A 13,879-nucleotide genomic window follows, 5' to 3' on the forward strand; every position below is an offset into this window, starting at 1 on the left:
TTATACGAAGTTATTTTCCCTGCGCGCGCAGCCAGCCGGAGCCTGCAATACCACCCGCAGCACAGGCCAGAATGATAATTAGCGGCGTCAGCGTACCCAGCGCCAGCGCGCCCACGCCAAATCCACGCATGGGCAGAAGCACCAGCAATAGAATTCCCGCTGGAATCAGTGACAGCAGGAAGCCACGGGTAATCCAGCTCTTGCGCCACGGCAGCAGGAAAATCAGCCCACAGATTCCGCCCCATACAACACGCTGGTAGATGTAAGCATTGGAAAGATGTGGCGCTATGTCGACCGACATCGCGCGGGTAATACCGTAATGGCCCAGTGCCCACAGGCCGAGCGCATACGCCAGACCGGCAATACCGCCAGCGGCAAAACAGATGGAAAGGTTTTTTATAAATTCTCGCATGTGTGTCCCCCCGGTTTTTTTGCGCCCCGTCAGGAAGGTGCCTGACGGGGCAATGGGGAAAGTATGCCAGAACTGGAGGGAAAGACCGCTAACCGGTTTATAAATCAGGCGGGGCGCTTGCCGGGGCCGTAGAGCTCTTCCAGCATGCTGTCGATGCGGCTTGCGAGTGCGTCCTGGGAGTCGTCCAGCAGGATCACGTGGCCCATTTTGCGGCCCGGGCGCAGACCCTTGCCATAGGACCAGACACCCTCATTCTGCAGTGCGGGTTTTTTGTCCACACCGAGCATATTGATCATCACCGCCGGGCGTGCCGCGTGGGTGTCCCCCAGCGCCATACCGAGAATTGCGCGCACATGGTTGGCAAACTGACTGGTTTTCGAACCGGCGAGAGTCCAGTGACCGCTGTTGTGTACCCGCGGTGCCAGTTCATTGATCAACAGGCCATCGTCGGTAACAAAACACTCCATCGCCAGTACGCCCACATAATCCCAGGCGTTCATTAACGTCGACAGATACTCTTCAGCGGTAGTCTGCAGTTTTTCATCCACATGCGGCGCAGGCGCGGTGGAAACCAGCAACGTGCCGTTGTAGTGATCGTTCTCCGCCAGCGGATAGGTCACCACATTGCCGTCGGCAGTGCGCGCGCCGATCAGGGATACTTCGCGGGAGAAGTTAATGCCCTTCTCCACCACATACTCGGATTCGGGTACTTCGCTGGCGATGGCCACAAGGTCTTCATCGCTATTCACGCGCCACTGGTTCTTGCCGTCATAGCCGTGCTCGCAGCTTTTGATGAACGAGGGGTAACCCAGTTCTTTCACGGCCGCGCAGATTTCGTCGTAATTGTTAGCGGCGCGGAAAGGCGCTACCGGCAGGCCGGCATCGTTGATAGCGGTTTTTTCACGTACGCGGTGCTGGGTTTTCTCAAACGCGTCCGGGCGCGGATACACCGGGCAGAATTTTTCCAGTGCGCGCAGCAGGCCTGCATCCACACCTTCGCGCTCGGCAGTGATCACTTCCGGGCTGCCCATGGCCTTGTAGAGCGCCTCGATGTCTTTGCCATCACCGGCATCTACGATAGTGCCCAGGCCTTCCACACAGGTGGTGTTCTCACCACCCTCGGCGAGGAAACTGAATTCAATACCCAGCGGGCGGGCTTCCTGAGCCATCATCTGGGCCAACTGACCGCAACCGACAATACCAACGCGTCTGACCGTCATTTTCCGCTACACCTCGTAAACGTTCAGTGATTTCAAACTCGGCTTATTGAACTTCGAACGGGACACTAGCGCTCTGCTTCTCGCGCCAGGCGATCAGGCGCTTTTGCAGCTCCGGATCGGTCAGGGACAGCATCTGTGCCGCCATCAGTCCCGCATTGAACGCGCCGGAGGCGCCGACCGCCTGGGTGGCAACCGCAACACCCTTGGGCATTTGTACGATGGACAGCAGGCTGTCCATACCGGTCATGAACTTGCTCGCCACCGGTACGCCGATCACCGGCAGCGGCGTCATGGCCGCGATCATACCCGGCAAATGGGCGGAGCCGCCGGCGCCGGCGATGATGACCTGGGTACCGCGCTCGTGGGCCGTGGTGGCAAATTCTGTCATGCGCGCCGGTGTGCGGTGGGCAGAGACAACTGCCGTGGCAAAGGGTACACCCAGCTCGGTGAGGGGCTTGGTCGCCATTTCCATGGTCGGCCAGTCGGACTGGGAGCCCATCACGATGGTGACTTTTTCAAACGGAAGCTGATTCACTAGCTGTTAACTCCAGAGTTACGCGCACACCGGGGAACGACAACTACCGCCCCCAAATTTAGGGCGGAGAGGATACCAAAACTCAGCGAGAAAGCACGTCATACGGGGCTTTCCGCCGGTTTTCACGGCGATTTTCCGGGGTGGACGCGATGAACCCGAGGGAATGGCACCCTAAAGCCGCCTTTTCCGATGATTAACAGTAGTGTGGCGAAGTGGTCACGGCATGCCTCTGCGCGATCGCGCGGGGGGCAGAAGACAGCAGAACAGAAGATGTGACCGGATCCTGAATTTTTTCACGAAGATTTTTGCTGCAATCGCTCGCGCAGCATCGCCAGCACCGGGGCAACCTGCGGGCGCACCCCGCGCCACAACGCGAACGACTCAGCCGCCTGCCCCACCAGCATTCCGAGGCCGTCGGAGACCTCGGCGCCGAGACCGGTGGCCCAGTGCATAAATGGCGTCGGCTGGGCGCCATACACCATATCGTAGGCGCGGCAGCCGTCGGCCAGTGCCCGGGGCGATAGCGGCGGCAGTTCACCGGACAGGCTTGCGGCACTGGCATTGATGATCAGATCAAATTCATCCGGCACCGCATCCAGCCCGCTGGCGGTAATGTGGCCGTATTTCGCAAAGTCCTCCGCCAGCTGCTGCGCTTTGTGCGCGGTGCGATTGGCGATATGCAGCGTCGCAGGCTTTTCTTCCAGCAGTGGCAGCAAGGTGCCACGGGTCGCGCCGCCGGCACCGAGGATCAGCACCCGCTTGCCACGTATTGGCCAACCGAGATGGTGTTTGATATCGGAAACGAGACCCGGGCCGTCGGTGTTATCCCCAAGGAAAGTGCCGTCTGGCTGCCGCGCCAGCGTGTTCACTGCGCCCGCGGTGCGCGCACGCTCGGTGAGTTCATCCGCGTAGTCGAACGCGTCGAGCTTGAACGGGGCAGTAACATTCAATCCCTTCGCGCCAGCGGCAAAAAAAGCATCCGCCGCCGCCTTGAAACCATCCACCTCCGCAAACAGTTTTCCGTACGCGATTTCCTGACCGGTCTCGCGGGCAAAAGCACCGTGAATATCCGGAGACATGGATTGTTTAATGGGATTGCCGATTACTGCGTATTTATCCATTTGCGGCCGGGGCTCTTCCTGAATGTTTGACTATTGCTCGCGCAGAGCGACTTTCAACTGCTGGGTTTCATTGACCCCAATAAGGCCGTCAATTTTTAGCTCGCCTTCGACGTCACAAACCAGATACCGCGTGATTGCGCTGTAAATCTGCCGCGGCTTCTCGCCGGTGCTATCCAGCAGCACCCAGTTCAGGGTCGCCAGACTGGTATTTTCATTCAACTCGATCACATCGGTTACCGCACCCACAATCTGGCTCACGCCCAGTTTTTCATAAAGCTTCAACAGTTTTTTGACGCGGCCGATAAAATAGTCGCGACTGAGTTCGGACTTTTTGCCGTTGGAAAAATAGTAATGGATCGGAAAGCGATAAAAATCGGCGATCTGCTCCGCATCGCGCGCTTCGAACAGACGGCGGTATTCCAGAAACAGTTTATTGATGTCTTCCAGGCGTGCCTTGTGCATGGCGATTTCCTATTGCGATTAAACCCAATCCCGGTGCGGCAGAAAATCCGTATAGAGTTTTTCTTCCGAGCTGCCAGGCTCCGGCTGCCAGTTGTAACGCCAGCGCACTTCCGAGGGCAGTGACATCAGGATCGATTCGGTGCGGCCGCCACTCTGCAGGCCGAACAGTGTTCCGCGGTCAAAAACCAGATTGAACTCCACATAGCGACCGCGACGGTACAGCTGGAAATCCCGCTCGCGCTCAGTGTACTCGGTGTCCTTGCGCTTTTTCAGGATCGGCAGATAAGCGTCCACATACGAGTCGCCCACCGCCTGCATAAACGCGAAGGCATTGTCAAAACCGCCCTCGCTGAAGTCATCAAAAAACAAACCGCCCACACCGCGCGCCTCGTCGCGATGCTTCAAATAGAAATACTCATCGCACCACTTCTTAAAGCGTGGATAAATATCCTCACCAAAAGGCGCACAGGCATTTTTTGCGGTCTGGTGCCAGTGCACTACATCTTCTTCAAAACCGTAGTAAGGGGTCAGGTCGTAGCCACCACCAAACCACCAGACCGGCTCGGCGCCCTCTTTTTCCGCCACGAAAAAACGCACATTGGCGTGGCTGGTCGGCGCAAAGGGATTTTTCGGGTGAATCACCAGGCTGACACCCATTGCCTGGAAAGAGCGCCCGGCAAGCTCCGGTCGCGCTGCGGTGGCCGAGGGTGGCAACTTTTCGCCGAATACGTGGGAGAAATTTACTCCTCCCTTTTCGATGACATTACCGTTTTCCAGCACTCGGGTGCGACCGCCGCCGCCAGCTTCGCGATCCCACGAGTCTTCCAGAAACGGACAACCATCCACCTCCTCCAGCGCGGCGCAGATGCGGTCCTGCAGGTTCAGCAGGTAATCTTTTACAGACTGAATATCGATTTCGGTATGGGCGTCACTCATGAGGTGCTCGTGTTTTTCTGTTGGCTGGGCTCGGGGTGCTGGCCGGGGTCGAGGGCAGGCGCGCGTCAGCCCGCGCGCACTATACGACCGCTGGCGGCATCGCGAATTTCACTGGGGGAGCTGCGCCCACCGGTATTACCGCCGCCGACGAAATCCAGCTCGTTACCGAAATAACGCAACACCTGGAATTTGTGTCGCGCCGGCTGGCAACCTGTCGGGTTGGCGGATGTCGATACGATGGCGCCCCCGAATGCGCGGGTTAACGCCGCGGTAAATGGGTGCGCGGTGTGACGCAGGGCCACACTGTGATGAACTCCGCTGACCCAGGGCGGAATCTGGTCGAAGTGCGGCACCAGCCAGGTAACCGGCCCCGGCCAGGTGGCGTCGATGCGGGCACGCTGGTCGCCCGTGAGGTTGTGCAGCAGGCCGCCGAAATCAGCGGCATCACCGGAAACCAGGATCAGCCCTTTCTCCAGAGGCCGATTTTTCAGTTTCACCAGGCGGCTGACCGCCTCCGGGTTGAACGGATCACACGCCAACCCCCAGACAGACTCGGTGGGGTGGGCAATCACGCCACCGGCAGCCAAAACGCGTACTGCGCTGGCAATGCTCAGGTGTCTACTCTGCACAATTGGATCTTGTTGCTCAGGCAAGGGTGGGAACTCTCTCGGCCTTGCGATGCGACTAAAGCAGCCGCCGCATCTCTCTAATGGGAATGGGAGCGCCGCACATTAGCGGATACTCCCAGCCTAGACAAGGCAGTCACAAGCTGCCTACTGCTCGTAGCTGACCCGGTAAATGGCACCGGCATAGTCGTCGGACACCAGCAGCGCACCGTCTGGCATTACCAGCACATCCACCGGACGCCCCCAGGCCTCCTCCCCTTGCAACCAGCCGTCGATAAACGGTTCGTAAGCGGTGGCTTCTCCTTGGTCATTCAAGGTCACCATGGTTACCCGATAACCGATTTTCTTGCTGCGGTTCCAGGAGCCGTGCTCGGCGATGAGTACCTGGTTTTTGTACGCCGCCGGGAACTGGTCGCCGGTGTAAAACTTGACGCCCAGCGGGGCGACGTGCGGACCCAACTTCTGCACAGGTGGTACATAAGCGCTGCACTGCTTCCCTTCACCGAATTCGGGATCGAGAATGTCGCCGCCGTGACAGTATGGGAAACCGAAATGTTTGCCCGCCACCGGCGCGGTATTCAGTTCACAGGGGGGAATGTCGTCGCCCATCATGTCGCGGCCGTTGTCGGTAAACCACAAGTCCCGGGTCTCCGGGTGCCAGGTAAAGCCTACGGTATTGCGCACACCCTCTGCCCAGGTCTCGGTTTTGGCCACCTTGTCGCCTTCAATCTTCAGGCGCTGGATATTGGAGTAGCCTTTTTCATCGCAGATATTGCACGGTGCACCAATGGGTACATACAGCCAGCCATCCGGCCCAAAGGCGATGTATTTCCAGCCGTGGTGTTTTTCCGGGAACTGGTCGGTAATGGTGACCGGTTGCGGCGGGTTGTCGAGATTGGCTTCGATATCATCAAAGCGCAGGATGCTGGTAATTGCACTGACATACAGGTCCCCATCTTTGAGTGCGACGCCGGTCGGGCGCTTCAGCCCTTCGGCGATCACTTTCACCTCGTCCGCCTTCTGGTCACCATCTTTATCCAGTACCGCGTAGACCTTGCCCTCACCCATGGAACCGACGAACAGGGTCCCATTCTCGCTGCGCACCATATGGCGAGCGTTTGGGACATCCTCCGCGTACACCTCGATTTTGAACCCCTCCGGCAGATTCAGCTTGTCGAGATAGATATCGCCCTTGGCAGCATGGGTTGCGGCGGAAAAGGAAAAAGTCAGCGCCGCGCCGGCAAGTGCGCAGCGGAAAACGCTGTGGTGGTACAGCCTGGTGAGCAGACCCATAAATTGAACTCCCTGAGATTTTCAGGGGTGACCGTAGCGGCTTTTTGCTTATTCGGCCAGCGCAAGAAGTGCTTTGCTGCCACTGCCGGTCAGTTGATAACCTCCCGGCAACTGCTCCACCAGCCCCTCGAGTTCCAGCTGTAGCAGGCAGGCCATCAGCGCGCCGGTTTCGCCGTCGGTGTCTTTTGCCAGCTGCTCGATACTGCGCGGATCGCCCCCCAGTGCGCAAATGATTGCGCGCTGCTCATCGGGCAGTGGCGACGATTCCCCGGAGCTCTCGTCGAACAGCCCCGGCTGCTGGACGGCACTGGCACACAGTCCGGACAGCAGGCCGCCTAGGTCGTCGACGATATCCGCGCTGGTCTCCACAAGATGTGCGCCATTCTTGATCATATGGTGGCAGCCGCGGGCCATGGGGTTATGGATTGAACCGGGGATGGCGAACACCTCACGATTCTGTTCCAGCGCAAGGCGCGCGGTAATCAGTGAGCCGGAGCGGACCGCCGCCTCCACCAGCAGCGTGCCGAGACTTAAGCCAGAAATAATACGGTTGCGGCGGGGGAAATTGGCCGCTTCCGGGGCCGTGTCCAACGGCATTTCACTGACAATGACGCCGTCAGCGGCGAGTATCTGCTCGGCGAGTGCCAAGTTGCGGTGTGGATACAGCCGGTTTACCCCGGTGCCCAACACCGCAATGGTTTTCCCCTGGCCCTGCAGCGCGCCCCAATGGGCAGCGGCATCAACACCGAGAGCCAGACCGGAAGTGATCGCAAAGCCGGCAGAGGCGAGATCGGCGGAGAAGGCTTTGGCGTTGTCGAGCCCCGCCTGCGACGCACGGCGGGCACCGACGACGGCCACTTGAGGCAGCGAGAGTGCATCCGGGTTGCCCCGAACATACAGTAACGGAGGTGGTCGCGGGATTTCTTTCAGCAGCGCCGGATAGTCTTCGTCGTCCCAGTGCAGCAGGTAAATGCATTCTTCGGCACAACGCTGGCGTTCGGCCAGGGCCCACTGGCCAAGCTCGCTGTCCAGTTCCAGACGTTGAAATTCCGCCAGCTGGGTGCGGGCGCGATCGGGCAATTTGCGGGTGAGCCGTTCAGGAGGTTGCTGGAGCGCGGACTGAGCGGAGTCGAAGCGTTCTAGCAGTTGCCAGTAGTTGCCGAGACCGATGCCTTCGAGGCGAAGAAGAGAAAGAGTAGCGGTCAACGCATCCATGCGTCCGGTACCTCCATGGTGTTTGCGTGAGCGCAGCTATTGGATCGATGAACGTCCGTTAGCCGTGCTCACTTCCCTTTTTTAAGGGTTTCTAACCAGATCCATCACTGCCAGCGGCTTGTCGGCTTCCAGCACCAGGCCGAGGCTCATTTTTTCGAAGCTGCGGAAGACCATCATCACACCGGCGCGCTCGTCCGGCAGTTTGACGTTCTGGCGGGCCAGCTGATCGCGCACGGTGGCACCGCGCTTGTAAATGGCGAGTACGTGACCGGGCTCCAGGCCTTCGCGCAGGCCGCGGTTAATGGCAACCACGTCGTACTTGGCCACTTGGGTCACGCCCTCTTCCACACCGAGGATGACGCCATCCACCGGTACAGATGGCGCACCGGGCTGGAACAGAGCCGCAATAGCGCGTTCTTCAACCGGCAGCAGGCGATCCTGCAGGCGGATATCGCGGCTGGTGCGGGTCACGTCGAGGGTGGCAACGGCAAATTCGGTATTGGCGTTGTCCGCATCCAGCTGGCGCAGATCAACAGAACCCACGTCCAACGCCTGCTGGCCCAGTTCTTCACCGGTGTAGGGGTCGGCGTAGACCGGACCCGGACGGTAAATGCCATAGGAGGCGAGGGGCTCGCGGAAGTCGCCGCGGGCATAAATCTTTTCACCTGCACCCATGAGGATGCGCTGGTCCTGCCCGGAGATCACGTAAGGCACGCCCTGGAAGGCGCCCGGGCCGACGATGCGGGTGCGCGACAGGAAGGCGTTAATGGCGTCCAGCGGAATCGCGGGGATGGCGGAGCCAATGGGCTCGCGGCGCACGGCGGGACCGAGGCGGTTGTTGCTCGTCGGACTCAGCTTGTAGGCGGTGGGTGCGCGATCAAGCTGTAGGCGAGGCTGACCATCGATATAAACGAGGTTCAGGCGGTCGCCGGGGTAAATAAGATGTGGGTTTTCCACCTGTGGGTTCACCTGCCAGATCTCTGGCCAGTACCAGGGCTGGGAGAGGAAGGTGCCGGAGATGTCCCAAAGGGTGTCGCCTTTCTGAACAACATAGGTGTCCGGATGGTCGGGCTTGAGGCGCGCGTCTTGCGCCTGCAGGCCAAAGGTCGCCAGCAGGGTTGCGGCGGCGGCCAGGATTATTTTTTTCATGGAAGCATTCCTATGCTTTTTTTGTCGCTAACGCTATTGGCCTTCGAGTCTGCTGATTCTTTATACGGCTATCACTGCTGGCTTATATCGCTATAATCTCACAGCGCTGAACCGGTGGCGGCTGACGTCGCCGGGGTGGGAAGCGAAAAGAGCGCCATCTGGCCCGTTGGCCGGCGCGCGGAAACAGCCCCCCAATTCAGCAAATTTCAAGCGCGATCATTATGTTATCAGCGCAAGTTCCACTAAGACTAGAAGTTTGTCACAGGTGTTATGGCCAAACTGGATATCCTGGAATTTCCCGATCCACGTCTGCGCAAGATTGCGGAGCCCGTTTCCGAAGTCACGGATGCGCACCGTACGTTGATCGATGATATGTTCGAAACGATGTATGAGGCGCCGGGCGTGGGCCTGGCGGCAACGCAAATCAATGTGCATGAGCGCATTGTGGTAATTGATGTATCGGAAGATCAGAGTGAGCCGCTGGTGCTGATCAACCCGGAGGTTGAGGTACTGGATCCGGAGATTCACAAGTACGACGAGGGCTGCCTGTCGGTGCCCGGGTTCTATGAGACGGTGCAGCGCCCGCGCAAGATCCGCCTGAAGGCGCTGGATCGCGACGGCGAGACCTACGCGCTGGAAGCCGAGGGGCTGCTGGCGGTATGCATCCAGCACGAGATCGACCATCTCGATGGAAAGCTGTTTGTGGATTACATTTCGCCGCTCAAGCGCAATCGTATTCGCTCCAAGCTTGAAAAGGCGCATCGCCAGAGAGCTTGACCCCCTCAAGGATGGCGCTTTTGAAGCCAGTCCTTGGGCGGCAGGGCACCGGGGAGTTGCTTTCAGAACCACTGTGAATACATCCCTGTACGCTGCGTCGGCGACGTCCCTGTCGCCGACGCTTCTGAAAGCAACTCCCCGGCACCCTGCCTTCGCATCCTACTTCTCGGACTTCGTTTTCGAGTCCGCCTCTTTTTACCTGAAAGTATTTTCATGAGCCTGAACATCATTTTTGCCGGCACCCCCGACTTTGCCGCCGTACACCTGCAAACGCTGCTCGAGAGTGAACACAATGTAATCGCGGTCTACAGCCAGCCAGACCGCCCCGCGGGGCGCGGCAAGAAGCTGTTGGCGAGCCCGGTGAAACAGCTCGCGCTGGAACACGATATTCCGGTGTACCAGCCGCTGTCGCTACGGGATGAAGACGCGCAGAAGGCGTTGGCGGCACTGAATGCCGATGTGATGGTGGTGGTGGCCTATGGGCTGATTCTGCCGCAGGTGGTACTGGATACGCCGCGCCTCGGGTGTGTGAACGTTCACGCATCCCTGCTGCCGCGCTGGCGCGGTGCGGCGCCGATTCAGCGGGCGGTGGAAGCGGGCGATGCCGAGAGTGGCGTGGCGATTATGCAGATGGAAGCGGGGCTGGATACCGGGCCGGTACTGGTGGAGGCGCGCACGCGAATCACCGCGAATGAGACCGGTGGCAGCCTGCACGACAAGCTGGCCGGGCTTGGCGGGCCGGCGTTGCTGGAGGCGCTTGCGCTGCTGGAAAGCGGCACTGCACAACCGCGGGTTCAGGACGAGACGCTGGCAAATTACGCAGGCAAGATCTCCAAAGAAGAGGCTCGGCTGGACTGGTCGCGACCCGCGGCGGAGCTGGAGCGGCTGATCCGCGCGTTCAATCCGTTTCCGGTGTGCTGGACGGAGCACCTCGACGGCAAGGGTAAACCACAGCGTTTGCGGGTTTATGCGGCCAGGCACGAGCAGGGCTGTCACACCGATGTGCCGGGGACAATTTTAAGTGCAGACGACGAAGGTATCCTGGTTGCCTGTGGACGCGAGGCGTTGCGCCTGACTCAACTACAATTGCCGGGCAAGAAGGCACTGCCGGTGGCGGAGATCCTGAAGGGCTACCGCGATCTGTTCGCCGCAGGCTCCACACTGGGTACTGGCAATGAATGATCCCCGCGCGCTGGCGGCACGCGTTATCGCCCGCCTGTATCAGGACCGCGGCTCGCTGCAGCGGTTACTGCCGTGGGCGGAAAAGCAGGTCGATGACTCTCAAGGAAACGGCAAGGACCGATCTTTGCTGCGCGAACTTTGTTACGGTACCGCCCGCTTCGCGCCGCGATTAGAGCTGATCCTCGGCAAACTGTCGAAAAAACCCATCAAAGATGAAGAGCTCGCTGCACTGATGCTGGTGGGCCTTTACCAGTTGGAATACACCCGTATTCCAGACCACGCCGCCATCGGCGCCACCGTGGAAGCTGCGCGGGCACTCAAACTGGGCCATGCCACCGGCGTGGTCAACGGCGTGCTGCGCAATGCCCTGCGCAACAAGGAAATGCTCACTCGCAAGCTTTCCGGCAACCCCCAGTTCAGCTCCGCCCACCCCGAGTGGCTGCAACAGGCCATCAAAGCCGCCTGGGGCAGCGAGGCACGAACCGTATTCACCGCCAACAACGAGAACCCACCCATGACCCTGCGGGTGAACCTTTCGAGAAACAGCCGTGACGACTATCTCGCAAAGCTCAAGGAAGCGGGCATCCCGGCGAAGACTTGTGAATTCTCCGCTGCGGGCCTGGTGCTGGAAAGCCCGGTTGCTGTCAGCCGCCTGCCCGGGTTTGACGACGGTCTCGTCAGCGTTCAGGACCAGTCCGCGCAACTTGCAGGCCCCCTGCTCGACCCGCAGCCCGGTGAAAAAATCCTCGACGCCTGCGCCGCCCCCGGTGGCAAGACCTGTCATCTGCTCGAAATTCAACCGGATCTCGACCTCAGCGCCCTTGATATCGAAGAAGAGCGCCTCGACCGCGTCATCGAAAACCTCGAGCGCCTGGGCGTTGGCGCCCAACTGATATGTGCGGACGCCTCTGAACCGGAGCACTGGTGGGACGGCGAACCGTTCGACCGCATCCTCCTCGACGCCCCCTGCTCCGCTACCGGCGTCATCCGCCGCAACCCGGACATCAAACTCCTGCGCCGCCCCGAAGATATCGCCGAACTTGCCCAATTACAGGGCAAAATCCTGCGCGCAATGTGGCGCCTTTTAAAACCCGGCGGCACCCTCCTCTACGCTACCTGTTCCATACTCCCCGAGGAAAACAGCGCTCAAGTGGCGCGTTTCGTTGCGGAGACACCGGATGCGAGGGACAATACGCCGCAATTGCTGAATGAGCAGCCTTGGGGGCTGCCGCAGGAAGCCGGTATGCAGTTGCTGCCCGGGATTCACGCAGGCGATGGGTTCTATTACGCAAAACTGGAAAAGACAGTTTAAGAGCCTGCTTAAATCGGCAACCCAAATTAGTACGAAGTACAAAAGTAAGAATTGAAGTCTGGGTGCCGGGTGGGGATTTTCAGGATCGTCACAAACAGGATGTTTGTGCCGAAGCGCCCAGCGATGGGTTCACAGGGGGGCGCCTAGCCCGGTCCTGAAAATCCCCACCCGGTGCCCTGACGCCACCGCGCCCGCATAAGAAGTACTACCGGGCTCGGCACAAAGGCCAGAAACCACAGGCCCAATCGCATTTATGAAAATCATCATTCTCGGCGCCGGCCAGGTCGGTGGATCACTGGCAGAAAGCCTGGCCTCGGAACGCAACGACATTGTTCTGGTAGACAGCAACGAGAAGACCCTGCGCGAACTGCGCGACCGCATCGACATCGGCGTGGTCGTCGGCCACGCCTCCCACCCGGACATCTTGCAGGAAGCCGGCATCGAGGACGCCGATATACTGGTAGCCGTCACCAACAATGACGAAACCAACATGGCCGCCTGCCAGATCGCCCACTCCCTGTTCCGGGTGACCACCAAGATCGCCCGCGTCCGCGCCGCCGCCTACCTGCAATACCCGGAGCTCTTCTCCATCGAATCGATCCCCATCGACGTACTGATCAGCCCGGAGCAGATCGTCTCGGAATATATTGCCCGGCTGATTGAACACCCCGGTGCACTGCAGGTACTCGACTTCGCCGATGGCCGCGTACAGCTGGTTGCCGTGCGTGCGGTACAGGGCGGGCCACTGGTAGGCCACCAGCTTCGCTACCTGCGCGAGCATATGCCCAAGGTGGATACCCGGGTTGCCGCCATTTACCGGCGTAACAGCCCCATAATTCCCCAGGGATCCACGGTGATCGAAGCCGGCGACGAAGTCTTTTTTATCGCCGCCAGACAGGACATTCGCGCCGTCATGAGCGAGCTACGCCGTCTCGAGCAGGGCTACAAGCGCATCACCATTGCCGGCGGCGGCAACATCGGGCTGCGCCTCGCGCACAAGCTGGAAAACCGCTACTCGGTAAAAATCATCGAACAGAGCCACGACCGCTGTATTTTCCTGTCGGAAGAGCTCAGCAACAGTATCGTGCTTCACGGCAGCGCCTCCGACCAGGACCTGCTGCTGGAAGAAAACATCGAAGACACCGATGTATTCCTTGCCCTGACCAACGACGACGAAGCCAATATCATGTCGTCGCTGCTGGCCAAGCGCCTCGGCACCCGCAAGGTGATGACCCTGATCAATAACCGCGCCTACGTGGACCTGGTACAGGGAGGCGAAATCGACATTGCTATCTCACCACAGCAGAACACCATCGGTAGCCTGCTTACCCATGTGCGCCGCGGGGATATGGTAAATGTGCACCAGCTGCGACGCGGTGCGGCGGAAGCCATCGAGGTGATCGCCCACGGCGACAAACGCACCTCAAAGGTGGTGGGAAGGAAAATCGAGGATATCGACCTGCCGGAAGGTGCCAGCATCGGCGCCATCGTGCGTGAACGAGAGGGCGAGAGCCAGGTGCTCATCGCCCACGACAATATTATTGTGGAGACCGACGATCACGTGATCGTGTTTCTCGTCGACCGCCGCCACACCCGCCACGTGGAGCAATTGTTCCAGGTTGGCTTCAGCTTCTTCTGA

14 protein-coding genes are annotated in these 13,879 nt (G+C 59.6%); 4 read left to right on the plus strand and 10 right to left on the minus strand.

All coding sequences use genetic code 11. From position 1 onward, the window contains the following. Nucleotides 1–10: 10 nt before the first annotated feature. The 10 genes from LC059_RS07860 to LC059_RS07905 all read right to left on the minus strand — a co-directional run bounded on the left by LC059_RS07860 (nt 11) and on the right by LC059_RS07905 (nt 8,969). Entirely contained in the window at nt 11–412 is a 402-nt protein-coding gene (locus LC059_RS07860; protein ID WP_226703297.1) for a hypothetical protein, read from the minus strand. A gap of 104 nt (nt 413–516) precedes the next feature. Then, nucleotides 517–1,632, minus strand: coding sequence for a 5-(carboxyamino)imidazole ribonucleotide synthase (locus LC059_RS07865; protein ID WP_226703298.1), 1,116 nt, complete (start codon nt 1,630–1,632; stop codon nt 517–519). A gap of 43 nt (nt 1,633–1,675) precedes the next feature. Beyond that, nucleotides 1,676–2,167 carry a 5-(carboxyamino)imidazole ribonucleotide mutase gene (gene purE / locus LC059_RS07870; protein WP_226703299.1) on the minus strand — a complete coding sequence of 164 codons (492 nt, stop codon included), beginning with the start codon at nt 2,165–2,167 and terminating at the stop codon, nt 1,676–1,678. Nucleotides 2,168–2,460: 293 nt separating this feature from the next. Continuing rightward, nucleotides 2,461–3,288, minus strand: a complete 828-nt coding sequence (gene aroE, locus LC059_RS07875) for a shikimate dehydrogenase (protein ID WP_226703300.1) — start codon at nt 3,286–3,288, stop codon at nt 2,461–2,463. Between the two features lie 30 nt (nt 3,289–3,318). Continuing rightward, nucleotides 3,319–3,750 (minus strand): hypothetical protein, encoded by a 432-nt coding sequence (locus LC059_RS07880; protein WP_226703301.1) that lies wholly within the window; start codon nt 3,748–3,750, stop codon nt 3,319–3,321. Between the two features lie 18 nt (nt 3,751–3,768). Then, entirely contained in the window at nt 3,769–4,686 is a 918-nt protein-coding gene (gene hemF, locus LC059_RS07885) for an oxygen-dependent coproporphyrinogen oxidase (RefSeq protein WP_226703302.1), read from the minus strand. 65 nt (nt 4,687–4,751) lie between these two features. Next, the gene (locus LC059_RS07890) at nt 4,752–5,315 is read right to left on the minus strand and encodes an L-threonylcarbamoyladenylate synthase (RefSeq protein ID WP_226703303.1); all 564 of its coding nucleotides are present in this window, start codon (nt 5,313–5,315) and stop codon (nt 4,752–4,754) included. Nucleotides 5,316–5,459: 144 nt separating this feature from the next. Further along, nucleotides 5,460–6,605 (minus strand): PQQ-dependent sugar dehydrogenase, encoded by a 1,146-nt coding sequence (locus LC059_RS07895; protein ID WP_226703304.1) that lies wholly within the window; start codon nt 6,603–6,605, stop codon nt 5,460–5,462. Nucleotides 6,606–6,653: 48 nt separating this feature from the next. Next, the gene (gene dprA, locus LC059_RS07900) at nt 6,654–7,820 is read right to left on the minus strand and encodes a DNA-processing protein DprA (protein ID WP_226703305.1); all 1,167 of its coding nucleotides are present in this window, start codon (nt 7,818–7,820) and stop codon (nt 6,654–6,656) included. Between the two features lie 81 nt (nt 7,821–7,901). Beyond that, nucleotides 7,902–8,969, minus strand: coding sequence for a LysM peptidoglycan-binding domain-containing protein (locus LC059_RS07905; protein WP_226703306.1), 1,068 nt, complete (start codon nt 8,967–8,969; stop codon nt 7,902–7,904). 270 nt (nt 8,970–9,239) lie between these two features. Between LC059_RS07905 and def the strand changes: the two genes are divergently transcribed. From def to trkA, 4 genes are all read left to right on the plus strand, one after another. Then, nucleotides 9,240–9,746 (plus strand): peptide deformylase, encoded by a 507-nt coding sequence (def, locus tag LC059_RS07910; protein WP_226703307.1) that lies wholly within the window; start codon nt 9,240–9,242, stop codon nt 9,744–9,746. A gap of 213 nt (nt 9,747–9,959) precedes the next feature. Then, nucleotides 9,960–10,928 (plus strand): methionyl-tRNA formyltransferase, encoded by a 969-nt coding sequence (gene fmt / locus LC059_RS07915; RefSeq protein WP_226703308.1) that lies wholly within the window; start codon nt 9,960–9,962, stop codon nt 10,926–10,928. After that, nucleotides 10,921–12,240 (plus strand): 16S rRNA (cytosine(967)-C(5))-methyltransferase RsmB, encoded by a 1,320-nt coding sequence (gene rsmB, locus LC059_RS07920; protein ID WP_226703309.1) that lies wholly within the window; start codon nt 10,921–10,923, stop codon nt 12,238–12,240. The genes fmt and rsmB overlap by 8 nt, the downstream gene beginning before the upstream one ends. Nucleotides 12,241–12,493: 253 nt before the next feature. Continuing rightward, entirely contained in the window at nt 12,494–13,879 is a 1,386-nt protein-coding gene (trkA, locus tag LC059_RS07925; protein ID WP_226703310.1) for a Trk system potassium transporter TrkA, read from the plus strand.

The organism is Microbulbifer elongatus, assembly GCF_020524885.1.
GTDB classification, from domain to species: domain Bacteria; phylum Pseudomonadota; class Gammaproteobacteria; order Pseudomonadales; family Cellvibrionaceae; genus Microbulbifer; species Microbulbifer elongatus_A.

What these genes read in the sequence shown, in the direction of transcription:
- LC059_RS07860 (WP_226703297.1), bottom strand. Translation starts at nt 412, where the DNA reads ATGCGAGAATTTATAAAAAACCTTTCCATCTGTTTTGCCGCTGGCGGT.
- LC059_RS07865 (WP_226703298.1), bottom strand. Translation starts at nt 1,632, where the DNA reads ATGACGGTCAGACGCGTTGGTATTGTCGGTTGCGGTCAGTTGGCCCAG.
- aroE (WP_226703300.1), bottom strand. Translation starts at nt 3,288, where the DNA reads ATGGATAAATACGCAGTAATCGGCAATCCCATTAAACAATCCATGTCT.
- LC059_RS07880 (WP_226703301.1), bottom strand. Translation starts at nt 3,750, where the DNA reads ATGCACAAGGCACGCCTGGAAGACATCAATAAACTGTTTCTGGAATAC.
- hemF (WP_226703302.1), bottom strand. Translation starts at nt 4,686, where the DNA reads ATGAGTGACGCCCATACCGAAATCGATATTCAGTCTGTAAAAGATTAC.
- LC059_RS07895 (WP_226703304.1), bottom strand. Translation starts at nt 6,605, where the DNA reads ATGGGTCTGCTCACCAGGCTGTACCACCACAGCGTTTTCCGCTGCGCA.
- dprA (WP_226703305.1), bottom strand. Translation starts at nt 7,820, where the DNA reads ATGGATGCGTTGACCGCTACTCTTTCTCTTCTTCGCCTCGAAGGCATC.
- LC059_RS07905 (WP_226703306.1), bottom strand. Translation starts at nt 8,969, where the DNA reads ATGAAAAAAATAATCCTGGCCGCCGCCGCAACCCTGCTGGCGACCTTT.
- def (WP_226703307.1), top strand. Translation starts at nt 9,240, where the DNA reads ATGGCCAAACTGGATATCCTGGAATTTCCCGATCCACGTCTGCGCAAG.
- fmt (WP_226703308.1), top strand. Translation starts at nt 9,960, where the DNA reads ATGAGCCTGAACATCATTTTTGCCGGCACCCCCGACTTTGCCGCCGTA.
- rsmB (WP_226703309.1), top strand. Translation starts at nt 10,921, where the DNA reads ATGAATGATCCCCGCGCGCTGGCGGCACGCGTTATCGCCCGCCTGTAT.
- trkA (WP_226703310.1), top strand. Translation starts at nt 12,494, where the DNA reads ATGAAAATCATCATTCTCGGCGCCGGCCAGGTCGGTGGATCACTGGCA.